This window comes from Ruegeria sp. O11 (assembly GCF_056535285.1).
The window spans coordinates 60,249-84,356 of sequence record NZ_JBQERS010000012.1 but is presented as its reverse complement, the minus strand read 5'-3'; the positions used below and the strand labels follow the sequence as shown (position 1 = coordinate 84,356).

28 protein-coding genes are annotated in these 24,108 nt (G+C 56.9%); 19 read left to right on the top strand and 9 right to left on the bottom strand.

Features of this window, described 5'->3' with window-relative positions:
- Positions 1-3: 3 nt before the first annotated feature.
- The 5 genes from ACRZ91_RS17810 to ACRZ91_RS17790 all read right to left on the bottom strand — a co-directional run bounded on the left by ACRZ91_RS17810 (position 4) and on the right by ACRZ91_RS17790 (position 4,295).
- Positions 4-1,410: an FHIPEP family type III secretion protein gene (locus ACRZ91_RS17810; protein ID WP_480907523.1), complete on the bottom strand. Its 1,407-nt coding sequence runs from the start codon at positions 1,408-1,410 to the stop codon at positions 4-6.
- A 69-nt stretch (positions 1,411-1,479) separates the two neighbouring features.
- On the bottom strand, positions 1,480-2,157 hold the full coding sequence (locus ACRZ91_RS17805; RefSeq protein ID WP_480907458.1) for a transglycosylase SLT domain-containing protein: 678 nt from the start codon (positions 2,155-2,157) through the stop codon (positions 1,480-1,482).
- A gap of 72 nt (positions 2,158-2,229) precedes the next feature.
- The gene (locus ACRZ91_RS17800; RefSeq protein ID WP_170473559.1) at positions 2,230-2,658 is read right to left on the bottom strand and encodes an Lrp/AsnC family transcriptional regulator; all 429 of its coding nucleotides are present in this window, start codon (positions 2,656-2,658) and stop codon (positions 2,230-2,232) included.
- Positions 2,659-2,714: 56 nt separating this feature from the next.
- Positions 2,715-4,034 (bottom strand): MFS transporter, encoded by a 1,320-nt coding sequence (locus ACRZ91_RS17795; protein ID WP_480907456.1) that lies wholly within the window; start codon positions 4,032-4,034, stop codon positions 2,715-2,717.
- Between the two features lie 3 nt (positions 4,035-4,037).
- Positions 4,038-4,295 (bottom strand): metal-sensing transcriptional repressor, encoded by a 258-nt coding sequence (locus ACRZ91_RS17790; protein WP_170546747.1) that lies wholly within the window; start codon positions 4,293-4,295, stop codon positions 4,038-4,040.
- 133 nt (positions 4,296-4,428) lie between these two features.
- On the opposite strand from ACRZ91_RS17790, the gene ACRZ91_RS17785 reads away from it, so the two are divergent.
- From ACRZ91_RS17785 to ACRZ91_RS17755, 7 genes are all read left to right on the top strand, one after another.
- A complete protein-coding gene (locus tag ACRZ91_RS17785) occupies positions 4,429-5,043 on the top strand; it encodes a ribonuclease D (RefSeq protein ID WP_170546744.1) in 615 nt (204 codons plus the stop codon).
- Complete coding sequence (locus ACRZ91_RS17780; protein WP_010442511.1) at positions 5,040-6,002, top strand: KpsF/GutQ family sugar-phosphate isomerase; 963 nt, start codon at positions 5,040-5,042, stop codon at positions 6,000-6,002. The genes ACRZ91_RS17785 and ACRZ91_RS17780 overlap by 4 nt, the downstream gene beginning before the upstream one ends.
- Before the next feature lie 4 nt (positions 6,003-6,006).
- Positions 6,007-6,615, top strand: a complete 609-nt coding sequence (locus ACRZ91_RS17775) for an LPS export ABC transporter periplasmic protein LptC (protein ID WP_480715911.1) — start codon at positions 6,007-6,009, stop codon at positions 6,613-6,615.
- Positions 6,616-6,618: 3 nt separating this feature from the next.
- Positions 6,619-7,110 carry an LptA/OstA family protein gene (locus ACRZ91_RS17770; protein ID WP_480907453.1) on the top strand — a complete coding sequence of 164 codons (492 nt, stop codon included), beginning with the start codon at positions 6,619-6,621 and terminating at the stop codon, positions 7,108-7,110.
- Positions 7,110-7,868 carry an LPS export ABC transporter ATP-binding protein gene (gene lptB, locus ACRZ91_RS17765; protein ID WP_170473598.1) on the top strand — a complete coding sequence of 253 codons (759 nt, stop codon included), beginning with the start codon at positions 7,110-7,112 and terminating at the stop codon, positions 7,866-7,868. The genes ACRZ91_RS17770 and lptB overlap by 1 nt, the downstream gene beginning before the upstream one ends.
- A 252-nt stretch (positions 7,869-8,120) precedes the next feature.
- Positions 8,121-8,684: a ribosome hibernation-promoting factor, HPF/YfiA family gene (gene hpf / locus ACRZ91_RS17760; RefSeq protein ID WP_010442515.1), complete on the top strand. Its 564-nt coding sequence runs from the start codon at positions 8,121-8,123 to the stop codon at positions 8,682-8,684.
- 58 nt (positions 8,685-8,742) lie between these two features.
- Positions 8,743-9,207 carry a PTS sugar transporter subunit IIA gene (locus tag ACRZ91_RS17755; RefSeq protein WP_480907451.1) on the top strand — a complete coding sequence of 155 codons (465 nt, stop codon included), beginning with the start codon at positions 8,743-8,745 and terminating at the stop codon, positions 9,205-9,207.
- A gap of 587 nt (positions 9,208-9,794) precedes the next feature.
- On the opposite strand, the gene dalA is transcribed toward ACRZ91_RS17755, so the two are convergent.
- Positions 9,795-10,310 (bottom strand): divisome-associated lipoprotein DalA, encoded by a 516-nt coding sequence (gene dalA, locus ACRZ91_RS17750; RefSeq protein WP_170473605.1) that lies wholly within the window; start codon positions 10,308-10,310, stop codon positions 9,795-9,797.
- Positions 10,311-10,479: 169 nt separating this feature from the next.
- Between dalA and ACRZ91_RS17745 the strand changes: the two genes are divergently transcribed.
- Together ACRZ91_RS17745 and ACRZ91_RS17740 are read left to right on the top strand one after the other, a co-directional pair.
- Positions 10,480-11,079, top strand: coding sequence for a L,D-transpeptidase (locus ACRZ91_RS17745; protein ID WP_010442519.1), 600 nt, complete (start codon positions 10,480-10,482; stop codon positions 11,077-11,079).
- Positions 11,080-11,218: 139 nt separating this feature from the next.
- Positions 11,219-11,401 carry a hypothetical protein gene (locus tag ACRZ91_RS17740; RefSeq protein ID WP_010442520.1) on the top strand — a complete coding sequence of 61 codons (183 nt, stop codon included), beginning with the start codon at positions 11,219-11,221 and terminating at the stop codon, positions 11,399-11,401.
- 76 nt (positions 11,402-11,477) lie between these two features.
- On the opposite strand, the gene hemH is transcribed toward ACRZ91_RS17740, so the two are convergent.
- Together hemH and ACRZ91_RS17730 are read right to left on the bottom strand one after the other, a co-directional pair.
- Positions 11,478-12,527 (bottom strand): ferrochelatase, encoded by a 1,050-nt coding sequence (gene hemH / locus ACRZ91_RS17735; protein ID WP_480907449.1) that lies wholly within the window; start codon positions 12,525-12,527, stop codon positions 11,478-11,480.
- Between the two features lie 55 nt (positions 12,528-12,582).
- Positions 12,583-13,413 (bottom strand): methyltransferase domain-containing protein, encoded by an 831-nt coding sequence (locus ACRZ91_RS17730; protein WP_480907447.1) that lies wholly within the window; start codon positions 13,411-13,413, stop codon positions 12,583-12,585.
- Here ACRZ91_RS17730 and ACRZ91_RS17725 point away from each other — a divergent pair.
- Genes ACRZ91_RS17725 through ACRZ91_RS17710 form a run of 4 tightly spaced genes read left to right on the top strand, consistent with a single transcriptional unit; the run spans position 13,394 to position 15,739 of the window.
- The gene (locus tag ACRZ91_RS17725; RefSeq protein ID WP_480907445.1) at positions 13,394-14,158 is read left to right on the top strand and encodes a double zinc ribbon domain-containing protein; all 765 of its coding nucleotides are present in this window, start codon (positions 13,394-13,396) and stop codon (positions 14,156-14,158) included. The two genes, ACRZ91_RS17730 and ACRZ91_RS17725, sit on opposite strands and share 20 nt — an antisense overlap.
- Positions 14,159-14,195: 37 nt before the next feature.
- Positions 14,196-14,453 (top strand): glutaredoxin 3, encoded by a 258-nt coding sequence (gene grxC / locus ACRZ91_RS17720; protein WP_010442524.1) that lies wholly within the window; start codon positions 14,196-14,198, stop codon positions 14,451-14,453.
- Positions 14,453-15,283 (top strand): carbon-nitrogen hydrolase family protein, encoded by an 831-nt coding sequence (locus ACRZ91_RS17715; RefSeq protein ID WP_480907442.1) that lies wholly within the window; start codon positions 14,453-14,455, stop codon positions 15,281-15,283. Before grxC ends, ACRZ91_RS17715 begins: the two co-directional genes overlap by 1 nt.
- Before the next feature lie 15 nt (positions 15,284-15,298).
- Positions 15,299-15,739, top strand: coding sequence for a MarR family winged helix-turn-helix transcriptional regulator (locus ACRZ91_RS17710; protein WP_010442526.1), 441 nt, complete (start codon positions 15,299-15,301; stop codon positions 15,737-15,739).
- Between the two features lie 261 nt (positions 15,740-16,000).
- On the opposite strand, the gene ubiG is transcribed toward ACRZ91_RS17710, so the two are convergent.
- Entirely contained in the window at positions 16,001-16,747 is a 747-nt protein-coding gene (ubiG, locus tag ACRZ91_RS17705) for a bifunctional 2-polyprenyl-6-hydroxyphenol methylase/3-demethylubiquinol 3-O-methyltransferase UbiG (protein ID WP_480907441.1), read from the bottom strand.
- Positions 16,748-16,795: 48 nt separating this feature from the next.
- Here ubiG and pip point away from each other — a divergent pair, with 48 nt between their 5' ends.
- The 6 genes from pip (at position 16,796) to infB (ending at position 24,084) form a co-directional block, all read left to right on the top strand.
- A complete protein-coding gene (gene pip, locus ACRZ91_RS17700; protein ID WP_480907439.1) occupies positions 16,796-17,773 on the top strand; it encodes a prolyl aminopeptidase in 978 nt (325 codons plus the stop codon).
- Positions 17,770-18,588: an ABC transporter substrate-binding protein gene (locus ACRZ91_RS17695; RefSeq protein WP_480907437.1), complete on the top strand. Its 819-nt coding sequence runs from the start codon at positions 17,770-17,772 to the stop codon at positions 18,586-18,588. Before pip ends, ACRZ91_RS17695 begins: the two co-directional genes overlap by 4 nt.
- A 160-nt stretch (positions 18,589-18,748) precedes the next feature.
- Positions 18,749-19,339, top strand: a complete 591-nt coding sequence (gene rimP, locus ACRZ91_RS17690) for a ribosome maturation factor RimP (protein ID WP_480907435.1) — start codon at positions 18,749-18,751, stop codon at positions 19,337-19,339.
- A complete protein-coding gene (nusA, locus tag ACRZ91_RS17685; protein WP_010442532.1) occupies positions 19,339-20,952 on the top strand; it encodes a transcription termination factor NusA in 1,614 nt (537 codons plus the stop codon). The genes rimP and nusA overlap by 1 nt, the downstream gene beginning before the upstream one ends.
- A 22-nt stretch (positions 20,953-20,974) precedes the next feature.
- Positions 20,975-21,598 (top strand): RNA-binding protein, encoded by a 624-nt coding sequence (locus ACRZ91_RS17680; RefSeq protein ID WP_170473632.1) that lies wholly within the window; start codon positions 20,975-20,977, stop codon positions 21,596-21,598.
- Between the two features lie 8 nt (positions 21,599-21,606).
- Positions 21,607-24,084, top strand: a complete 2,478-nt coding sequence (gene infB / locus ACRZ91_RS17675; protein ID WP_010442534.1) for a translation initiation factor IF-2 — start codon at positions 21,607-21,609, stop codon at positions 24,082-24,084.
- The last annotated feature ends 24 nt before the right edge of the window (positions 24,085-24,108 follow it).

Below are 24,108 nucleotides of genomic sequence, written 5' to 3'. Positions count from 1 at the left end.
TGCTCATCTGACGATGAACTCAGCATGAAGCGCACCGGCAGCTTTTATGGTTTTCAAAATATCGATCATGTCGCGTGGCGATACGCCCAAGGCATTCAACCCGGCAACCACTTCGGAAAGAGTGGTTGCTTCGGGAATTTCCGCCAGTCCAGTTCCTTCTTCTTCCTCGATTCCGGCAAAAGTACGCGGAACGACGACTGTTTCGCCACGCGCAAAAGGATTGGGTTGAACGGCAATAGGGGTTTCCTCGACGGTGAGGGTCAAGTTGCCCTGCGACACCGCTACGCGCGAAATCCTGACATCTCGGCCAAAGCTTGAAGCGACATAGGTCCGCATATTGGCGATCCGTGCATCTAGGCCGGTACCAGGATTCAATACCATGCTGACCAGGTCAGGTGCGAATTCAAGATGTACATCATCAAGGTCCAGGATGTCTCCGATGGCTTGCGAGACCGGAGTTTCAGCATCGACCACTTGCGGTTCGGTCTCGGTTTCTTCGCTTCGTTTCCGGATACCGGAGTATGCGGCATAGCCCAGAACCCCGGCCCCCAGAATAAAGGGCAGAAACGGCAAGCCGGGAACCAACGCAAACAGAGCCATCAGAACTGCAACAGTCCCCAACGCTGCCGGGTGGCGTCCAAGCTGCGAAAATATCGCGCTGTCAGTTGCGCCTTGCGTACCGCCGCGCGCCAGCAACAAAGCGGAGGCGATCGATATGATCACCGCTGGAATCTGCGAGACCAAACCATCGCCGACAGTCAGGATGGCATAGGTTTCAAAGGCCGATGTGACTGGCATCCCATGCACGATAACGCCCATGACCAGCCCCATCACAAGGTTGAGCAGCGTGATCAGCAGCCCGGCGATGGCGTCACCTTTGACGAATTTTGACGCCCCGTCGAGCGAGCCAAAAAAGGTGGTTTCCTGTTGTTCGCATTCACGCCGTTCTTTGGCTTGATGGTGGTCGATGGCTCCGGCAGACATGTCGCTGTCGATGGCAAGCTGTTTGCCAGGCATTCCGTCCAGTGCGAACCGAGCGCCGACTTCGGCCATGCGCGCCGCTCCTTTGGTAATGACCATGAAGTTCACGATCAGCAGCACGCCAAACACCACCAGCCCCAAAAATATGCTGCCGCTCATGACGAATTGGGCAAAGCCCTCGATCACGTCGCCAGCCGCATTGGTGCCAGTATGCCCCTGCCCGATGATCAGCTTGGTCGAGGACACATTCAGCGACAAACGCAGCATCAGTGAGGCCAGCAGGATCGTCGGGAAGGATGAAAAATCCAAAGGCCGCTCAATGAACAGTGTCAGGGTGAAGATCAGGATCGCCAGTGCAAATGAGGCGGCCAAACCCACATCCAGCACCCAGGCGGGCATTGGCAGGATCATCATGACGATGACCGCCATCAACGCTAATGCCAGCAGAATGGTCGGAGAGAACAAGGTGCGGGGATCGATACGGGGCACGGTCTGCTCCTAGTTGAACGTAATGAAGGCGGTGGCGGAGGTGGTATCTGGCACCAGAGACCCCAGCGCTTTCTGTTCGGCCGGATGTGCGCTCAAGGGTATGAGCGGAGCTGCCGCAGCTGTGAATGGATCGCGTCGACTGACTAGGGGCGATCCGTTCAATTGCGCCAATAAAGTCTGAAAGCGGTCTGAATACGCCGCTGCGTGCTGGTGGGTCCGCGAATGGTAGGCCCCGGCAGCGGCAGGCCATGATCCAAGCTCCGCATAGAGCTGGGACAGAAATCGAGCTGCGTAAGCGGCGTTTTCGTCCGGATCGAACATTGCATCGATCGAGCGAAAGGCCTTGCCGTGCCAGCGGTAATTAATCTGGAAGCATCCCACATCAAAATTGCGAGTGCCGGATTTGAAGATGTCGAACACGTAAGATTTTGCTTCGACCTCAGAGGCGAACCAATAGCCTTGCCCCTCGCGATTGACGGTCCAGGGCCAAGGTTCCAGTCTACCGTCCAGCGTACGGCCTGTTTCGATCCGAGCAATTGCCCTGAGGACGTCAAGAGGAACGCCCTCGGCCTGAGCTGCGCGGCGCGCGGCGTGATCGCACAGCGCGGCTGTCGATGTTGCATGTCCGGTGTGGGCTAGAAAGACATGCGCCAAAAGCGCAGCAATGAGAAGTTTATGAATTGGCATTCTGCCGGTCCGGGATTCTGGTCAGTCCCTCTCAAGCTAGCCAATTATCTGTTTACAGAGGGTTAGCGCATCTCAGTTTCGATCAATCTTGCGGCCGAAAACAACGCTGGTGTTAGTGCGCAAAACACCGGGGATGCGCGCGAGCTCGTCAACCAGAATATCAAGGTCCTCGATTCGTGGGGCTTCGGCTGACAGCAACAGGTCAAACTCACCATTGATCGACAAGCACAGCTTCACCTCGGGATAGGCTTCAAGCCGTTTGATGATGCGCGTGGTTTCCTTTTGCTGCACTTCTAGCAGCACAACGATCTGTACCTTCGGAGTGTCTTCGTTTTCTCGCAGTACGACGGAGTAACCAGCAATAACACCCCGCTCTTCCATGCGATTAATGCGTTCATGCACAGTTGTCCGGGCAACACCCAGCATTGCCGCGATGCGCGTAGTCGAGTCGCGCGCGTTGTGTTGGAGAGCGGCGATGATGCGTCGGTCAAGCTGGTCCATGCGGTCTCCGGGATGAGGCAGGTGTGCCCGGGTTTAAGGTAGATGCCGGGCAAAGCTCAAGGTTCATGAGGAATGCGAGGGTGCAACTCGTCAATGATGATCGGATGGGCATGCGGTTTGGGTCCAGCGAGATGCGGGTGATCCGGCGGCAGTTCCGGATGGTTGTGGACCACAGATTTTGCGTCGGTGCGAGGCCAAACCCTTATCACGAAGATAAGGCCCAAAACGGCAGCGGTGGCCATCCCGGCCATGGCGACCGTCGAACCAAACCAGGTCATCAGCGATCCGGCTAACGGATACAGCACCAACCAGCAGGCATGAGACAGGGTGAATTGGGCGGCGAAGACTGCCGGGCGATCTTCGGGATGTGCAGATCGGGTCAGCAGGCGACCCGATGGTGTCAGAGTGCTAGAATATCCAAAGCCAACCAGTATCCAGATCGCAGTCAGCACGCCTAGCGTCATCGGTATGGTTGCGGCCAGAATAGCGGCCACCGCCATTGTTCCGGTTGCCATTGTGGCACCACTCAGCATGACACGACGATCAGGGATCCGATCCAGCAGGCGTGGCAGCGCGAACGCAGCCAACATTGAACCACCACCAAAACCGGCCAGTGCAATGGCAACAGCGCTTTCAGACAGGTCGAGATCACCACGCACGATCACGACGGTATTAACGATCACCATCGAACTAAGGGCCGCTGCGCTCCAGCTCAGAGCCAACAGGCCACGTAGGCGCGGGGTCTTGAGGTATATTCTGATACCACGGGTGGTTCGGTCATAGATGCCGCGTGGTTCTTTCGGTTTTGGGGAAGGCAGTGTTGCAGACACCACAAGCAGGGCGGAAGCGACAAAGCCAATACTGGTGCCCAGGAACAGACTGTCGAAACTGACGATCAATAAGAGTGCGGCGGCCAGTATCGGGCTTAGAAGACTTTCCAGATCGTATGCCAGACGCGACAGAGACAGGGCTTTGGTATAGTCCTGTTCGTCTGCCAGAACGTCAGGAATCGTCGCCTGAAAGGCCGGAGTGAACCCGGCAGAAGCCGATTGCAGGACAAAGATCAGCACATAGACCTGCCAAATTTCAGTGACGAATGGCAAACATAGAGCGACGATTGCACGCACAATGTCCAATGCCACAAGCATTCTACGCCGGTCCAAACGTTCGGCAAAGGCTGCGGCAAGAGGAGCCACAGTGACATAGGCTACCATCTTTATGGTTAGCGCGGTGCCTAGAACCAACCCTGCTGAATCTCCGGCCAGATCAAATGCTAAAAGCCCCAGCGCCACTGTCGCCAGACCGGTGCCTGTCAGGGCCACAATCTGGGCAGCCAGCAGATGCCGATAGGTGCGATTTGTCAGGACGCTGAGCATTGGTCAGAGGTACTTGGTTATTGTTTTGAAGTCTTCGATGGCAGTCTGATCCGCTTCACCAGACAGGCAGTGATCAACATGATCATGGATCAGCACGCGCTTGGCGTTGGTGATAGCTTTCTCCACCGCAAAAAGCTGCTGAGCGATGTCAGCGCAGGGGGCTTCATCTTCGAGCATGGTGATCACCTTGGCCAAATGCCCGTGCGCGCGTTTCAGGCGCGCGGTGATCTGCGGGTGAGAATTATGGGTATGGGATGTCATGACGTATCCTTATCCCCCCCATGGGGTTATTGTCAAGTTAGTCGCGATGCTATAACTACGCGCGCACCGAGGACGTTGAGTTTGGCTGCGAAACCTCCTATCTCGGGGTCGAGACCGCACAAAGGAAGTCGGCGTGGCGAATTACCTCTATAAAAACGATCTGCCCGAAGGGTTGGATATGGGCCCGGTCGTGGCCATCGATTGCGAAACCATGGGGCTGAACCCGCATCGGGACCGGCTGTGTGTCATCCAGATGTCGGGTGGGGATGGAAATTGTCACATCGTTCAGGTCGAAAAGGGTCAATCATCAGCTCCGAACCTCTGTGCAATGCTTGAGGACCCCAATGTGTTGAAGCTGTTCCATTTTGGCCGCTTCGATATTGCAGCCATGTATCACGCGTTCGGTGTGCTTGCAGCGCCGGTCTATTGCACCAAGATCGCCAGCCGGTTGGTGCGTACCTACACCGACCGCCATGGCCTGAAGAACCTGTGTCAGGAACTGCTGGGTGTCGATATTTCGAAACAGCAGCAAATGAGCGATTGGGGTGCGGAAACCCTGACGGATGCTCAGCTGGACTATGCTGCATCGGATGTATTGTATCTGCACCGTCTGCGCGACGCGCTGGACGGTCGGCTTGCCCGTGAAGACCGTACCGAGGTGGCACAGGCCTGTTTTGATTTCCTCCCCACGCGTGCGAAGCTTGACCTCGCAGGCTGGCCCGAAACCGATATTTTTGCGCACTCATGACAGATACCGAGTCCTTTTTGAAAACTGCACGCCAGGTCATCACCGATGAGGCCCGTGCCTTGGACGTCCTTGCCGAAGGCTTGGACGAGCATTTTGCCGAAGCTGTGCAGCTGATCCTGCAGGCCACAGGCCGCATCATCATTAGCGGTATCGGTAAGTCCGGGCATATCGGCCACAAGATCGCGGCGACCTTGGCTAGTACCGGTACGCCAGCCTATTTTGTCCACCCGGCCGAGGCCAGCCATGGTGATTTGGGCATGGTCTCGAAAGGGGATGTGGTTCTGGCTATCTCGAACTCAGGTGAAGCGCCGGAACTTGCCAATCTGCTGGCCTTTACGCGGCGCTTCGGAATTCCGCTGATTGGTCTGTCCAGCAAACCCGAAAGCACGCTGATGAAGCAGGCTGACGTGCACCTGCTTATTCCATCGATGGGAGAGGCCTGCGGCTTTGGTATGGTTCCCTCGATCTCGACCACTCTGACGTTGGCGATGGGTGACGCTTTGGCAATCGCGTTGATGAAATACCGAGATTTCAGGCCCGAGGATTTTCGTGCCTACCACCCAGGAGGCAAACTGGGGGCGCAATTATCTACCGTGCGCGATTTGATGCACAAAGATATGCCTCTGGTAACTGCCGGTACTCCGATGAGCGAGGCACTGCTGGTTATGAGCCAGAAGAGCTTTGGGGTCGTTGGCGTTACTGATGAGGCCGGCTGTTTGCTGGGCATTATCACGGATGGTGACCTGCGTCGGAACATGGACGGGCTACTGAACAAAAACACCACAGAGGTAATGACCGAAAATCCTCTGACCATCGCGCCAAACGCAATGGCAGAAGAGGCGGTTTCGATCATGAATGATCGCAAGATCACTTCTCTTTTTGTGGTGGATCCCGAGACCAATGGTCCGACATCGGGGCTGTTGCATATCCACGACTGTCTGCGTGTAGGGCTGGGTTAAGGAAATGGCCGAGGTGGATCGCCATTCCCGTTGGGTGCAGTTTCTGAAAGTTCTGCTACCACTGGCGGCGATTCTTATATTGTCCTCTGTGTTTTTGCTGTCCCGCAGCATCGACACCAATGTATCGGTGCCCTTCAATGATCAGGATATTGGAGAGCGACTGACAGATCAGGTTGTTACCCGCCCCGACTACAAAGGCGTAACCCGCAAGGGCGAAGGGATTCGGGTCGAGGCTCGTCGTGCCAGCCAAAGCGGTGAACTAGAAACCCCAACGGCGTCTGAGGTTCAGGGGCGATTTGAGTTGAGCAGCGGTGGCGAGATTACACTAGAATCGAATACGGGCATGATCCGGCCAGACAAGGGCACCGCGACATTTGTGGGCGATGTAGTTATCACGACGGCGGATGGTATTCAGGTAACGACTGACCTTTTGAATACATCTTTGGATGAAATCCGCGGCGACAGCCCAGGTCAGATTGACGGAACGGGTCCGATTGGCGACTTTACCGCAGGGCGAATGATTTTTGGGACTGTAAAAAAGGACGGTCCGGTCCATATTCTTTTTACAGGCGGCGTGAAGCTGATATACGAGCCGCAAAAAGCAGAAAGATAACTTGTGTTCGATTTACGTGTCGCCGTTTTGTGTTGTGCCATCGCAGTTGGGGCCGCGCCTGCATTTGCGCAGGAGGCTCAGGTTGCATTTGGATCGGTGAACGCGGACCCGACCCTGCCGGTTGAAGTCACGTCCGAGACTCTGAACGTAAATCAGGAAGACGGCTCTGCCGAGTTTATCGGCAACGTGATCGTCATACAGGGTGAAATGCGCCTGACCGCAGATCGCGTTCTTGTCATCTATAACGAAGAACGTTCGGCCATTGATCGGATGGAGGCGATGGAAAATGTCGTTCTGGTCAGTCCACCTGACGCTGCCGAAGGTGATTGGGCGGAATACACCATCGATTCCGGTGTGATTGAAATGAAGGGCAATGTGCTGCTGACTCAGGGGCCCAGCATTATCAGCGGTGATCAGATGATCGCAAATCTGACGTCCGGAACCGCAACGATGTCAGGGCGCGTCAAGACGATCCTGCAGCAAGGTGGCAACTGATGAACCGTCCCGAATTGTCCATCGCTGAAGGCTCTTCCGGTCTGAAAATCGAGAAGCTGCGGAAGTCTTATCGCAAGAAGACCGTCATCCGTGACGTGTCTATGGAGCTGAACCGATCTGAGGTCGTGGCGCTGCTGGGGCCGAATGGATCGGGCAAGACCACCACGTTCTATTCCGTCGCAGGGCTGGTTTTTCCCGAGGCAGGTACCGTGACCATTGACGGGCAGAACGTCACGACTCTGCCAATGTATCGCCGTGCGCGGTTGGGTATTGGTTATCTGCCACAGGAAATGTCAATTTTCCGCGGTATGAGTGTCGAGGACAATATCGCCTCGGTTCTGGATATCACGGTCAAACACGCTCATCGCCGGAAAGAGCGGCTTGAAGAGCTGTTATCGGATTTCTCGATCGAACATCTGCGCCGCGCGCCAGCGCTCGCTCTCTCTGGTGGAGAGCGGCGCCGGGTTGAGATCGCGCGCTGTTTGGCCGCCGATCCGAATTATTTGCTGTTGGACGAGCCCTTTGCAGGGGTCGATCCGATCAGTGTCGGTGATATCCGGCATTTGGTGGCTGATCTGAAGAAACGGGGTATCGGGGTTTTGATCACGGATCACAACGTCCGGGAAACGCTGGAAATTGTGGATCGCGCCTACATTCTGCATGACGGTCAAGTTCTGATGTCCGGCACCCCAGACGAGGTGGTGGAGAACGAAAATGTGCGTCGGGTCTATCTGGGCGAAAACTTCCGTATTTCATAAGATTACGCGGAAATGCGCCGGGCGCATGGCGGAAATCTCGCATAAACACATCTGTTTTGATTGACTCTCCCGTCGTCCCTTGCATCAATTGGGACATGGCATTGCTTCGGTTCCAGTCAGGATCTCGATGTCCCTTCTTGGAAGGGCAGGATCAGCGGCAACCGCAGAAAATGCCGATACCCCCCACCCGATAAAAACAAGTCAGTCGCGTCACGCGGCGTCAGAATGGGTGTGAATTGTGAAGGAGATCACATGCGTTACCAAATCAGCGGAAAACAGATCGACATCGGTGCGGCGCTGCAGACCCACGTGCAGACCGAACTGGGCGAGGTCGTGGGCAAGTACGCCCAGCGACCGACTGACGCCAACGTCGTCTTTTCCCGTTCGGCGCATGAATATGTATGCGAAACCACTGTGCATCTGTCGACTGGCCTGACCGCTCAGGCCAAGGCTCATGCGACCGAGATTTATGCGGCGTTTGAAGGCTGCTGTGACAAGATGGAGACACAACTACGGCGTTACAAACGGCGCCTCAAAGACCACCATAAGGATCGATCCGAGCCGGTTGAACTCTTTGGCGCGTCCTCTTATATCCTCGCCTCTGACGAATCGAACACGGCGGATGAACCCGAATCGCTGCAGCCAATGATTGTGGCTGAGATGGAGACCAAGATCCCATCGCTCAGTGTGGGTGAAGCTGTTATGCAAATGGAACTTGCCGGTGCCCCGGTACTGGTGTTCCGGAATGAGAACAAGGACGGATTGAATGTCGTATATCGTCGTGAGGACGGCAATATTGGCTGGATTGATCCGTAACAGGCAAGAATAGTCGGAACGCCCCCTCGCAGAGGGGGCACGGCTTAGGAGCAGATTGATGGAGCTTTCGAGTATTCTAAAGCCCGATGCGGTGCGTGTATTGTCCGCTGCGTCCAGTAAGAAGCGATTGTTTCAGGAAATTGGCGACGTAGGCGCTGCGACGCTTGGGCTGGATGCGCAGGCCATCGTTGAAAGCTTGCTCGAGCGGGAGAGCCTTGGCCCGACTGGCGTTGGCCATGGTGTTGCGCTTCCACACGCTCGGTTGTCGGAACTGGAATCGGTCTCGGGTGTGTTTGTCATGCTCGAGAAACCCATCGACTTTGGCTCGGTCGACCGTCAGCCCGTTGATCTGGCGTTTTCGCTGTTTGCCCCTGAAGAAGCCGGGGTTGAGCATCTGAAGGCGCTGGCGTTGGTCTCGCGCACATTGCGTGAGCAATCGGTCTGCGCGAAGTTGCGGGCAAATCCTGACCCAGTGAAGCTTTATGCTATTCTGACCGAAGCTCAGTCGATGCAAGCGGCGTAAGGTACTAAGAAACGAAGAATCCGTTGAACGACGGCAAGGTAGTCATCGTTGGCGCCGCCTTTTGCGGGCAATACAGGGCTGATCAGTCCAACTAAAGATGATCCCAAAGAAAACAGAATATGGCGGCTAGGCAGAGGCCGGCGATCACATAGATTTTGTGCCCTTCATCCACCCATTCCTGCATTGTTAATGTAAAGCACTTTAGGCGACATGCGTCGTGCGAACCTGTAAACTCGCCGCCGAGCATCAGGAATGTCGCGATTCCGCCGAACAAAATCAGCGATATCCATTTTCTGTTTTGTCTGGGTATCTTAATTCGCATTGGGATTGCTTAGATGAACACGATGGATATCACCGTGAACAATGTCACGCTTTAGCAGATGCCGCGTAAGCAGCGTTAAAACCCAATGCAAGTTGCTATCCAACGCCACCACACATTTTAGTTCGCTGCAGTAGGCCGTTTGAGCTCACTTTTTACCAAATTGGCCTCTCTGAAATGACAGCACCCTCGCAAGTGTCTGCGAGGGTGCTCGTTTCGCATGGGTGATAGACAGTCAAAGGTTCGTTCGATCCTGTGACCGGATTACTCAGCCGCCGGTGCCCATCTCCAATGTCCACCAGATTTTACCGCCTTTTTCCTGGTGCCAGGCAAAGCCCATCTGTGTGGCTTTGGGGTCCATTATTACCGCACGCGGTCCGGGTTCCTGCATCCAAGCAGCCAGCGTTTCCGTCTCGGTCTCATAGGTCTCCGAGATCGCTTCGCCCAGGAAGGTGCCATAATATCCGACCCGCGAAGCCCGATCCAGGGGGGAAGACCCATCCGAACCAAAATGCCAGGGCCGATTTTGGCGGGCCATGTCCTTAGAGTGAGTCTCGGCGGCAGCGTTCAGCTGTGCGTTCAACTGAACTTGCTGCAGACCTGAGGCTTGCCGTAGTGCGTTTACTGAATCCAGCATCCGGAACTGCAACTTTTCTGGGTTGCCGCGGATTTTATAGACGCTCGGCAATGGCCTGCCATCAGCACCAAGAGTTGTCGTACCCGAATCGGTACATGCGGCAAGTGCGACTAAACAAATCGCTAGAAGAGAAAGAATACGTGTCATGATCGGCCTGAATTTAGTGTCAACCACGGAAATAGCCTGCCTGAGCGCCCAGAGCAAACGCACAAAGGCCCAACCTTGCGTGATTCTGCCGGTTTGATTTGCGACTGAAGCATTCTGGCCATAAAATATCACAGAAATTGCATTTGCTCATAACAAAGGACCGCTCAACATGGTCAAGAAAACTCTTTTGTCTCCGACGCGTCGCGGCTTTCTGGCGGCTGCCACTGCCAGTTTGGCTTCGCCTGCGCTAGCCCAATACATTCCGGGTGATCCGTTGCGCCCTGCGCCCGAACCTGAGCCTCAGGTACGACGCAATGTATCCGGATTCAGGGCGCTGGATTGGCAGCCTTACTTTTCCAATACCAGAAACGGCGCCATTCTGGTCGATACGGTATCCCGAGCGCTGCATTATTGGTCAGATGATCAATCCGTATACAAACTGTACCCCTCGTCAGTGCCATTGACCGAAGAATTGACCCGTCGTGGGCGCACCAGTGTCATCCGCAAAGTCGAGGGTCCAAGTTGGTCACCGACGCCATCGATGAAAAAACGCAACCCCGAATGGCCTGATTATATCCCGCCGGGACCTGATAACCCATTGGGAACGCACGCTTTATATCTGAGTTGGAAATATTATCGCATTCACGGCACCCATGATACACGCAAAATCGGCCGTCGGTCTTCGAACGGATGCATTGGTTTGTTCAACGAAGATATCGCTGAGTTGTTCTCAATGGCCAAGGTCGGTACGCAAGTGTTGCTAATTTGACGACATTTTCGCGCACGAACCTGCCATTTACGTAAGTTGCAATTGCAATCCATGGGGATAGCTGATTAGAAAAACTCACGAGGTAAGTCTTAGATGTGCGGTTTCGCTATTGGGAATCGCGCAAATTCTGGAGGTTAATATGAAGAAACTCGTTCTCGCTGCTGCTCTGACTGCTGCTGCTTCGACCGCATATGCTGGCAACCTGGAAGAGCCGGTTGTTGAAGCACCTGTTGTTGTCGAAGAAACCCAAGGTTCGTCGCAGGGCATCATCCTGCCGCTGATCCTGCTGGTTGTAGTTGCCGCAGCTGTTGCAGCAAGCTAAGTCGACGAGACTTTATCAATTTAAAAAGGCGGTGGTGCAAACCACCGCCTTTTTTTGTGTTTGGTTAAGTGGGCCGTCATTCCAACCAGCCGCACAAATTGTCTTGGATCACCTTGCTCAGTGCCGCGATATGCGAATCGTCATCGTTGAGGCACGGGATATAGGTGAACGATTCGCCGCCCGCGTGTTCGAAGCTTTCCTTGATCTCTTCGTTGATCTCTTCCAGCGTTTCGATGCAGTCGGCAGAGAACGCAGGCGCGATAACGGCGATATTTTTCTTACCTGCCCGCGCAAGATCGGCCACATGATCGACGGTGTAGGGTTTCAGCCACTCTTCCGGCCCAAATCGCGATTGGAAGGTTGAGACAAGCTGGTCATCTGACCAACCCAAACGCTCTTTCAGAAGTCTTGAGGTTTTGACGCACTGGCAATGGTAGGGATCACCTTGCTGCAGATAGCGTTCCGGCATGCCATGATACGAGCAGACGAGGACATCCGGTTTGGTCTCCATCACTGCATAGGTACGCTCGACCGAACTTGCCAGTGCGTCGATATAAGAGGGTTCATCGAAATAGGCCGGCACAGTTCGGCTGGCCGGCTGCCAGGTTTCTTTCATCAATGCACGGAAGAATTGATCGTTCGCTGTGGCGGTCGTAGCCCCGGCATATTGCGGGTAGAGCGGGAAGAAAAGGATGCGATCACAGCCTTCTTCCACCATCTGGCGCACCTTTAAAGGGGTCGAAGGATTCCCGTAGCGCATGCAGAATTCGACCATGACCTGATCGCCATACTGTTCGTGCATCGCCTCGCGTATCTTGGCGGTCTGGTCCTTGGTGATCGTCATCAAAGGGCTTTCACCCTTGTCGTGATTCCAGATCGACTTGTACGCTTCGCCCGAACTGAAAGGGCGTTTGGTCAGGATGATGCTTTGCAGAATGGGCTGCCATTTCCAGGCCGGGTAGTCGATCACGCGCTTGTCTGACAAAAATTCATTCAGATAACGCCGCATGGGCCAATAGCTATAATCGTCAGGTGTGCCCAAGTTGGCCAGCAGGACACCGACACGTCCCGTTTTAACCTTGGGATGCTCTGCGGGCGCGTGGGTAGGACGAGTGGCATCAAACATGTGAAGCTTCCTGAATTTATGTGTCTGGCCTGAGATAACGGGAAAAGGCCGGTCGTCAATCGGGCAGTTTGCCCTCATCCGTGCCCAACGCATCAGCAAGGCGCATTTGGGCCGATCCCGGACGTAAAGGTTTGGGCTGACTGTCATCAGGGGACCAGCCTGTCAGGCAGACCAGTTCGTAAGTTCCCCTCAAACGGCCTTGGGAGGTTGCGAAATGAGCGGCATAGATTTCCTGCGCTTTCTCGAAAACAGCCTGCCGGGTCGGTTGCTTCAGACGATCTTGCAGCGCATTGGTTTCTCCCATAGCGCGCAAATCATGCATCAGATGGTTAAGGTCGCGATATTCGGCAGATAACGTTGCCTTGTCTGCAACGGGCAAAGCCAAACCAGCCCGTTGCAGCAACGCGCCCAGATCACGTAATTCTGCCATCGGTGCAATACGCGGGCTTAGACCGCCCGTAACCTCTATCTCCGCCTGACCCAGTGCCGCACGCAATTCCTGAAGGGTGTTACCTCCCAAGCAAACGACCAAGAGCAAACCATCGGGCTTCAACGCACGATGGCATTGGATTAATTGGCCAACCGGGTCGTTTGCCCAATGCAGCGCCATCGCGTGTATCACCAGGTCATGCCTGCCTGGTGTCAGGTCCAGAACCTCATCATCCGGGATGATCCGGGCCTCGGGCCATAACCCTTCCCAGATGTGTGGAAACGGGGTCACGACGACAGGCGCCTTAAAGGTTTTATTAACCATCGATAGACGATCCTGCACCTCGTCAACTGCGGCGCGGTGCAGAAACAGCGCCTCATCCTGCGCGCGGCTGCGGTGGAGCGCGAGCGCAGCGCGGTCAAACAGAGAGGGTGCAGTGTCGGACGGCAGTTTCATAAGCCGCAAGTATCGCATTCGTCAGGGGATTCAAACCGTTGTCGAGATGATCTATCCCCCGCGTTGCCTTTCATGCGGTGTGCTGACCGAATCCGACTTTGGCCTCTGCGGTCCATGCTGGCGAGACACACCATTTATTGGCGGCGCAGTTTGCGAAAGTTGCGGCGTGCCGGTCCCCGGCGCACGGGATGGGCATAGAATCGAATGCGACGACTGCCTCACAAGGCCGCGCGCTTGGCAGGACGGTCGGGCAGCTCTGATGTATCAAGGGGGTGCCAAATCGCTGATACTGGCGTTGAAACATGGGGATCGTACGGAACTGGCGCGCCCGGCTGCGCGCTGGATGGCACAAGCCGGGTCCGAAGTGTTTCGCCCCAACATGTTGATCGCGCCAGTCCCGCTGCGTTGGTCCCGAATGATCCGCAGGCGATATAACCAATCCGCACTGCTTGCGCATCATCTGGGTCAGGAAACGGGTCTGGCCGTATGCCCTGATCTTTTGGTTCGAACCAGACGCACGCCTGTCCTGGATGGCAAAACAGCGGTTGAACGTGCCGCAGCACTCGCCGACGCCATAGCTGTACATCCGAAACGAGAACGTATGACACAGGGCCGCGATATTCTTCTGGTCGATGACGTTATGACCTCGGGTGCGACACTGGAGGCCTGCGCGCGTGTCTGTCGTGCTTCAGGAGCAAATCATATTTTCGTGTTGGTACTGGCGCGCGTTGCCAAGGATGCCTAATTCGCCCATGAATGTGCGGAACCCAAAGGGACGAAATATGAAGCCGGTAGAAATCTACACCTCGCCGCTGTGCGGCTTTTGCCACGCTGCCAAACGGCTGTTGAAGCAGAAAGGCGTTAAGTTCTCAGAAGTCGACGTGCTGATGCATCCCAAACGCAAACCCGAGATGATCCAGCGGGCGGGTGGGAAACGCACTGTCCCGCAGATTTTCATCGGCCAAACTCATGTTGGCGGTTGCGATGACCTCTATGAGCTTGAACGTCAGGGCAAGCTGGATCGCCTGCTCGCGGCCTGATGCAGACCGCTCTGCTGCAAATCACTTCGTCGGACGACCCGGTCCAGAATCTGGACATGGTGCGCGCCATGATGGCCGAGGCGGCAGAGCAAGGCGCGGGCTTTATCTTGACGCCCGAGGTGACGAACTGCGTGTCGACCAGCACTACGCGGCAGCGCGAAGTTCTGCAGCATGAAGAGGATGACATCACCCTGGCTGGCCTGCGCAAGCAGGCCGCTGATTTGGGTGTTTGGCTGCTGATCGGCTCTTTGGGGATAAAGACCCACGATGCCGATGGCCGCTTTGCCAACCGTAGCTTCATGATTAACCCGCAGGGGCAGATCGTGGCGCGATACGACAAGATCCACATGTTTGACGTGCAGGTCAGTGAGACCGAGACGTTCCGCGAATCGAAGAACTATCGTCCCGGCGAGAATGCCGTGATCGCAGATACAGATTTCGGGAAAGTTGGTCTGACGATCTGCTATGATATCCGCTTTCCGCACCTGTATGCAGCGCTGGCGCAGGCCGGAGCACGGATTCTGACGGTTCCGGCAGCGTTTTCGCCGGTCACAGGTGCTGCACATTGGGAATCCCTGCTGCGCGCACGGGCGATTGAAACAGGTTGCTGGGTGCTTGCCCCGGCGCAAGCCGGCGAGCATCCAAAGACGCGCGGCAAGACCCGATATACCCATGGCCACAGCATGGTCGTGGCCCCTTGGGGAGAGGTCGTCATCGACGCAGGCACCGATCCGGGCATTCACTTTTTCGAATTGCATGATAGTTCTGTGTCCGAGGCGCGCCAGCGGGTGCCCTCATTGACCCATGTACGGCCTTTCAGAGGTCCCTGATCCAGAACCGGGCTTATGACGGACGAGAAAAATGCCCTGGCGGTCACGCTGTTTAGCGAAATACTGACCGCAGACCAGCTATTGCGCAACCGGCTGAGCCGGGTGCTGCCTAAGGGCATGGAAATCTCACATTTCTCAGTTCTGAACCATCTGGTCTTTGTCGGAGATGAACGCAGCCCGGCGCAGCTGGCCAACACGTTCCACGTCACGCGCGGAGCGATGACCAACACCTTGGCCAAGCTGGAATGGGCTGGATACATTCACATACGCCCCGACTGGGACGACGCCCGCCGCAAAATGGTCGCCATCAGCCCCGCCGGCCGCCGCGCGCGCGATCAGGCGATTTCCTCGATTGCCCCGCTGATCAACCGCGTCGTCGGAGAGCTGGGGCTGGAGCGCGTCCGCAGCACGCTGCCGGTGCTGCGAGATTTGCGGTTGCAGTTGGAGGGGGAGTGAAGAGCGCAACTATTTGGTTTTCGAGACAACCGACTCTCAAAGATCTACAGCGCCCATATCTTCAAAGGTGTTCATACGATCAATGAGCCTTGTACCCAACTCTGTGGGGCTGCGTGTGAATATTGAAGGGCACGTTTGAAAGCCGCTCTCGCCTGTAAATCGCGCCCCGATTGATAAAGAGCGATGCCGCGCTCAAGTTCCATCTAAATAGCTTTTGAAGAGTTAATTTTTGTCAGCATTTGGATGGTGTTTACACCCATCCTATCCCGCCTTCACACTCGCCGTCACATAATTCACGCTCAAATCCCGGTCCGAGATCGACCAGCTCCACAGGATCGGGTTGAAGACAAAGCCCTTGCGGTCCACCGGCTCCAGTCCGGCCTGACGCAGCAGGTCGAACAGCTCATCCGGCGTGATGAACTTGTTCCACTCATGCGTGCCGCGCGGTAGCCAGCGCATGACGACCTCGGCCCCGAAAATCGCCATAGCATAGGATTTCGGGTTGCGGTTGATGGTCGAGCAGATCAGCAGCCCGCCCGGTTTCAACAACTGCTGCGAGGCGGTCAGGAAACCCAGCGGATCGGCCACATGTTCGACCACTTCCATGTTCAGCACCACGTCAAACTGCTCACCTGCGGCTACCATATCCTCGGCGGTGGTGTGGCGATAATCGATTTGCAACCCCGATTGCTCGGCATGGATGCGGGCGACGGGCAGGTTGCCCTCGGCGGCATCGGCTCCGACCACTTCAGCCCCAAGGCGCGCCATCGGTTCGCTCAGCAAGCCGCCGCCGCATCCGATATCCAGCAGGCGCAGGCCCTCGAACGGACGCGGGTCCTTAAGATCCCGGTCAAATTCCCCAGCAATCTGTTGGGTGATATAGTCCAGACGGCACGGATTCAGCATGTGCAAAGGTTTGAATTTCCCATGTGGGTCCCACCATTCGGCGGCCATCGCCTCGAATTTTGCGATCTCGGACGGGTCGACCGTGTTCGGATGCGCTTGCATTCCTGTCTCCGTGTGCTCTTTTACGCTTAAGGACTATATAGGGCCATAATGGACAAGTACCCGGACCAAAAGCGCGCAGTTCAATATCTTTACCCGCCGATCGATCCGTTCGATCAGCGCGTCGTTGATATGGGCGATGGGCACCGCATTTATGTGGAACAATGCGGTAATCCCAATGGGATACCGGTCGTGGTGCTGCATGGTGGGCCGGGTGGCGGTTGCAGCCCCGCAATGCGGCGCTATTTCGACCCGGATGTCTACCGGGTGATTCTCTTTGATCAGCGCGGTTGTGGTCGTTCAAGGCCCACGGCCTCGGTCGAAGACAATACGACCTGGCATCTGGTCGCGGATATCGAACGGTTGCGAACGCTGATTGGTATCGAGGACTGGATTGTCTTTGGCGGCAGCTGGGGTGCAACACTGGCTTTGATTTACGCGCAGACACACCCGGATCGGGTCAACCGTTTGGTGTTGCGCGGCGTGTTTCTGGCGACACAGGCCGAGCTCGATTGGTTTTATGGTGGCGGTGCGGGCAAGTTTTGGCCGGAACAGTGGGCCAAGTTTGCATCCCTGTTGCCCGAGGCCGAACAGTCTGACGCGATCAATGCCTATCACAAGCGCCTCTTTTCGGGCGATCGTGCGACCGAGATCCTCTTTGCGCGCGCTTGGTCTCATTGGGAGAACGCTCTGGCCTCAATCCACACCAACGGATCGGTTGGGGAAAGCCCCGGGGAATACGCCCGTACCTTTGCACGGCTGGAAAATCATTATTTCAGGAACGGCGCGTTTCTCGAGTATGATGGCCAGATTCTGGACCAGATGGACCGTATCGCACATATTCCCGGCCATATCGTGCAGGGAAGGTATGATATGATCTGTCCACCGCAAGCGGCCTGGAACCTGGCGCAGCGATGGCCTGGCGTTGACTTGAAAATGGTGCGCCAGGCAGGGCACGCCTTGTCAGAACCGGGTATAAGCGTTGAGCTGGTCCGGATTATGGACCGCGTGGCGGAGGGTACGGCATGACCAGGATCGACCGTCGTGCATTGTTTGCCTCGGGTGCTGCCGCCGCCTTGCTGGCGGCGACGGGCGGGTCGCTGGCGGATACACCAAAGACAGGTGGCAAGCTGCGGCTAGCGGTTCCGCGCGATGAGAGTTTGGAAATATTAGCGCGCGGCGCCGTGTTCGACACCCTGACCGAAGTCGCATCAGATGGGACCTTGCGCGGCGAACTGGCAAAAGCTTGGCAGGCTGAAGAACACGCGCGTGTATGGAGCTTTGATCTACGCGACGACGCGATGTTCCATGATGGATCCGCCATGCATGCAGACGATGTAGCGGCGGTATTTTCAGACATCGGACGCGCGGAGGCCCTGGCCCCTGATCGCGTTAGGTTGGAACTGGCCGCGCCCAATCCTGGTTTGCCCTTCTTGCTTGCCGACAGTCGGTTTGTCGTGGCACGTGACGGGCAGGGAGTTACCCCATTGAACAAGGCAACGGGCACGGGGTGCTATAGTGTAGAACGGGCCGAGGATTCTCGCCATTTCCTTGGGCGCAAGGTGGCGGGCCACTACAAAAATGGCCACGCGGGTTGGGCTGATGCGTTGGAAATCATTGTGATCCCTGATGCGCGTGTGCGGGCCGAGGCTTTGCGGGATGGCTATGTGGACATTGCTGCCCTGCCCGAAGGTGATGAGCTTAAGGATCAACGCGGTCTCAGATACCATCCAAGTAAGACCGACATGGCGCTGGCGGTGGCCGCGCATGTTGGCATGCCGCGTCAGATTGGCAGGGGGTCGCTGGACGATGGGCGCATCGCCGAGCGGTGGTGGCTGGCCTAAATCCGATCACGATTTTCGCCGGGGGTTGCAGACTCGGAAAAGCCTGCGTATATGCAGTTGCAACAGCGGCGCGTTGGACTTCTGGTCTGGGGCTCCACCGGAAATCTCGACGGGCCGCGCGCCCGTTTTTTTGTGCCCGATGACAGGGTAGAGAACCTGAATGACAAACGACTTGATAGCGAAAGCAGCCATTGACCGGCGACTGGCCGAGATTATCACACCCGTGATCGAGGATCTGGGATATGAGCTGGTGCGCATCCGCCTGATGAGCGGCAAGACCACCACGATGCAGATCATGGCCGACAAGCCCGATGGCGGCATCGAAGTAGATGACTGCGCCGAGATTTCGAACGCAGTGAGTGCCACGCTGGACGTCGCGGACCCGATTCTTGATGCCTATACGCTTGAAGTGTCCAGCCCCGGCATCGACCGCCCTCTGACCCGTCTTAAGGATTTCGAGACCTTCGAAGGATACGAGGCCAAGATTGAGACCGCTGAACTGATCGACGGCCGCCGCCGCTTTAAGGGTGAACTGGCCGGGATCGAAGGGGATGAGGTACTGATCAATATCCCCGAAGGGGACGAGACGATCACCATCGGTCTGCAATTCGACTGGCTGAGCGACGCCAAGCTGGTCCTGACTGATGAACTGATCAAGGAAATGCTGCGCCAGCGCAAAGACGCCGGTGCCCTGAACGAAAACGCTTTCGACGAGATAGAGACCGAAGGGTCCGAAGAGGAGACGAACTGATGGCAATCACCTCAGCCAACCAGCTGGAGCTGCTGCAGACCGCCGAGGCCGTGGCCCGCGAAAAGATGATCGACCCCGGTCTGGTTGTCGAAGCGATGGAGGAATCGCTCGCCCGTGCCGCCAAGAGCCGCTACGGCGCGGAAATGGATATCCGCGTGTCGATCGACCGCAAAACCGGCAAGGCGACCTTTACCCGCGTCCGTACCGTGGTTGAAGATGAAGAACTTGAGAACTATCAGGCTGAGTTCACCGTTGAGCAGGCCAAACAATATATGGAAAACCCTGAGGTCGGTGATGTCTTCGTTGAAGAGGTTCCGCCGGTTGAGATGGGCCGTATCGCGGCACAATCCGCCAAGCAGGTGATCTTGCAGAAGGTCCGCGAAGCAGAGCGCGACCGTCAGTACGAAGAATTCAAGGATCGCGCGGGCACCATCATCAACGGTGCGGTCAAGCGCGAGGAATTCGGCAACGTCATCGTCGATCTGGGCGGTGCCGAAGCCGTTCTGCGCCGCAATGACAAGATCGGCCGCGAAAGCTATCGCCCGAATGACCGTGTGCGCGCCTATATCAAGGAAGTCCGCCGCGAGGTGCGTGGTCACCAGATCTTCCTGTCGCGCACCGCGCCGGAATTCATGGCTGAGCTGTTCAAGATGGAAGTGCCCGAAATCTATGATGGCATCATTGAGGTCAAGGCCGTGGCCCGTGACCCCGGCTCGCGCGCCAAGATCGCTGTGATCTCGTATGACGGCTCGATTGATCCCGTGGGTGCCTGCGTTGGTATGCGCGGCAGCCGCGTGCAGGCCGTTGTGAACGAGCTGCAGGGTGAAAAGATCGACATCATCCCGTGGAACGAAGATCAGCCGACCTTCTTGGTGAACGCACTGCAGCCTGCAGAGGTTTCCAAGGTGGTTCTGGACGAAGAAGCCGGTAAGATCGAAGTGGTTGTACCCGAAGAGCAGCTTTCGCTGGCCATCGGTCGCCGCGGTCAGAATGTGCGTCTGGCCAGCCAGCTGACCAACCTGGACATCGACATCATGACCGAAGCCGAAGAATCGGCCCGCCGTCAGAAAGAGTTCGAAGCCCGTACACAGCTGTTCATGGAAACGCTGGATTTGGACGAGTTCTTCGCGCAACTTCTGGTTTCGGAAGGATTTACCAACCTCGAAGAAGTGGCCTATGTCGAAATTGAGGAACTGCTGGTCATCGACGGTGTTGACGAAGGCACCGCGCAAGAACTGCAGACCCGTGCGCGCGAATTCCTGGAAGCACAAGCCAAGGCGGCGTTGGATGCGGCCCGTGCGCTGGGCGCCGAGGACAGCCTCATTGAATTCGAAGGCCTGACACCCCAGATGGTAGAGGCGCTGGCCAAGGACGATGTGAAGACGCTGGAAGACTTCGCAACCTGTGCCGACTGGGAACTGGCCGGTGGCTGGACCACAGTTGATGGAGAGCGCATCAAGGATGATGGTGTTCTGGAACCTTTCGGCGTGACGCTGGAAGAGGCTCAGGACTTGGTCATGACGGCGCGCATCATGTTGGGCTGGGTTGATCCGGCTGAATTGGAGCAGGCCGAAGAAGACGGCGAAGCAACCGATGAGGAGGTCGAGGCCTGATCTCAGGCCTCGGGTGGCTGACATGGGTCGCGGTGGCGTCCAAAAGGATCGGTCGGAAGGCCCTGAACGCAAGTGCATCGCCACTGGCGAGATTCAGCCTAAATATGGCTTGATCCGCTTTGTGGCAGGGCCGGACGGTCAGGTCTTTCCCGATGTTGCGGCTAAATTGCCGGGGCGCGGGGTCTATGTGGCGGCGGATCGCGCCGCGCTGGACAAAGCAGTGAGTAAGAAACTGTTCTCGCGTGGGTTCAAGGCGCAGGTGAGTGCGGCCAAGGATCTAACAGATGAGGTCGAAAAACAGGTGGCGCGCCGGGTGATCGAGCTGATCAGTTTGGCGCGCAAGTCCGGAGATGCGGTCGCCGGGTATGAAAAGGTCAAGTCGTGGCTGGACCGGGAAGAGGCCCAGGTGTTGATTCAAGCCTCGGACGGATCAGGGCGCGGTAAGTCGAAACTCAGCACGCCGCACTTTGGAAAATACATCGGCTGGCTGACGGCGGATGAGCTTGGGGCGGCATTTGGGCGCCAAACCGTGATTCATGCGGCCATGGCCTCTGGCGGACTCGCCAAACGTGTTGTAGAGGAAGCGCAGCGCCTGCGTGGCTTGCGCGAAAAGGATGACGGCGGCAAGGGCCGCTCGGAAGGGTAAGAAGCTTAATGAGCGATAGTGACGGCAAAAAGACATTGGGTCTTCGTGGCGGGGCACGCCCCGGAAATGTGAAACAGAGTTTCAGCCACGGACGTACCAAGAATGTCGTGGTGGAGACCAAACGCAAACGCGTGGTCGTACCCAAGCCGGGCGCGACCAAACCAAGTGGTGGTGCGGCACCTTCGGGTGATCCTTCGCGTCGTCCGGCGGGTATTTCCGATGCGGAAATGGCGCGCCGAATGAAGGCGTTGCAAGCTGCCAAAGCGCGCGAGGCTGAAGAGGCCGCTGCGCGCGAGGCACAAGAGAAGGCGCGTGAAGAAGAACGTGCGCGCCGCCGGGCCGAACAGGAAGCCAAGGAACGCGAACAGCGTGAGGCTGAAGAGCGTGCTCGTGCCAAGGCCGAGGAAGAAGAACGCAAGCGCAAAGAGGCGGAAGAAGCCGCCAAGCGCGCTGCCGCGGCACCCGCGCCCGAAGAACAACCGCGTACGGCACGCGGTCCGGCCAACAAACCGGCGCCAGCGGCTACACCCCGCAAGCAAGACCGCGAGCGCGAGCAGCGTGGCCGCGGCAAAGGCCGTGACGACAACCGCCGTTCGGGCAAGCTGACACTGGGTCAGGCCACCGGTGGTGAAGGTAATCGTCAGCGTTCAATGGCTGCGATGAAGCGCAAGCAGGAGCGTGCGCGCCAGAAAGCCATGGGCGGCCCGGTCGAGCGGGAAAAGGTGATCCGCGACGTTCAGTTGCCCGAGGCGATCATGGTCTCGGAACTGGCCAACCGTATGGCCGAGCGCGTGGCTGACGTTGTCAAATCGCTGATGCAGATGGGCATGATGGTCACGCAGAACCAGACCATCGACGCTGATACCGCTGAGCTGATCATCGAAGAGTTTGGGCACAAGGTGACCCGCGTCTCTGATTCGGATGTTGAAGACGTCATCAAAGAAGTCGAAGACAGCGATGACGATCTGCAGCCGCGTCCGCCGGTCATCACCATCATGGGCCACGTTGACCATGGTAAGACATCATTGCTGGACGCGATTCGTGACGCGCGCGTTGTGGCGGGCGAAGCCGGTGGCATTACCCAGCATATCGGCGCCTATCAGGTGAAAACCGATGGTGGCACCACGCTGACCTTCCTTGATACGCCGGGCCACGCAGCCTTTACTTCAATGCGGTCGCGCGGTGCTCAGGTCACTGATATCGTGGTTCTGGTTGTGGCTGCCGATGATGCGGTGATGCCGCAGACGATCGAGGCGATCAACCACGCCAAGGCGGCCGAAGTGCCGATGATCGTGGCGATCAACAAGGTCGATAAGCCGGATGCGAACCCGGACAAGGTGCGGACCGATCTGCTGCAGCACGAAGTCATCGTCGAAAAGATGTCAGGTGAGGTTCAGGACGTCGAAGTGTCCGCCATCACCGGTCAAGGTCTCGATGAACTGCTGGAAGCCATCGCGCTGCAGGCCGAGATTCTGGAACTGAAAGCCAACCCCGACCGCGCCGCCCAAGGTGCCGTGATCGAGGCGCAGCTTGATGTGGGCCGTGGTCCCGTTGCCACCGTTCTGGTTCAGAACGGCACTCTGCGTCAGGGTGATATCTTCGTCGTGGGTGAGCAGTATGGTAAGGTCCGTGCGTTGATCAACGACAAAGGCGACCGCGTCAAAGAAGCCGGCCCCTCGGTTCCCGTTGAGGTTCTTGGTCTGAACGGTACGCCTGAAGCGGGCGACGTTCTGAACGTGACCGAGACCGAAGCGCAGGCCCGTGAGATTGCTGCCTATCGTGAGCAAGCAGCCAAGGACAAGCGCGCCGCAGCTGGTGCCGCGACCACCCTTGAGCAGCTGATGCAGAAGGCCAAAGAAGACGAGAACGTCACCGAGCTGCCGATCTTGATGAAAGCTGACGTGCAGGGTTCTGCCGAAGCCATCGTTCAGGCGATGGAGAAGATCGGCAATGAGGAAGTGCGCGTACGCGTTCTGCACTCGGGTGTTGGCGCGATTACCGAAACGGATGTCGGTCTGGCCGAAGCCTCGGGCGCTCCGATCTTTGGCTTCAACGTTCGTGCCAATGCGTCAGCGCGAAACACCGCGAACCAGAAAGGCGTCGAGATCCGGTATTATTCGGTGATCTATGACCTCGTGGATGACGTGAAGGCAGCCGCATCCGGCCTGCTGAGCGCCGAGATCCGCGAGAAGTTCATCGGTTACGCCGAGATCCGCGAAGTCTTCAAGGTTACCGGCGTTGGCAAAGTTGCCGGCTGTCTGGTCACCGAAGGCGTGGCGCGTCGTTCCGCAGGTGTTCGTCTGCTGCGCGACAACGTGGTGATTCACGAAGGCACGCTGAAGACGCTGAAGCGTTTCAAGGACGAAGTGACCGAAGTTCAGTCGGGTCAGGAATGCGGTATGGCGTTCGAAAACTACGACGACATCCGCGCAGGCGACGTGATCGAGATCTTCGAACGCGAAGAAGTGACCCGGACGCTCGACTGATCTGGCTTCCAGCGAGAGATTTAA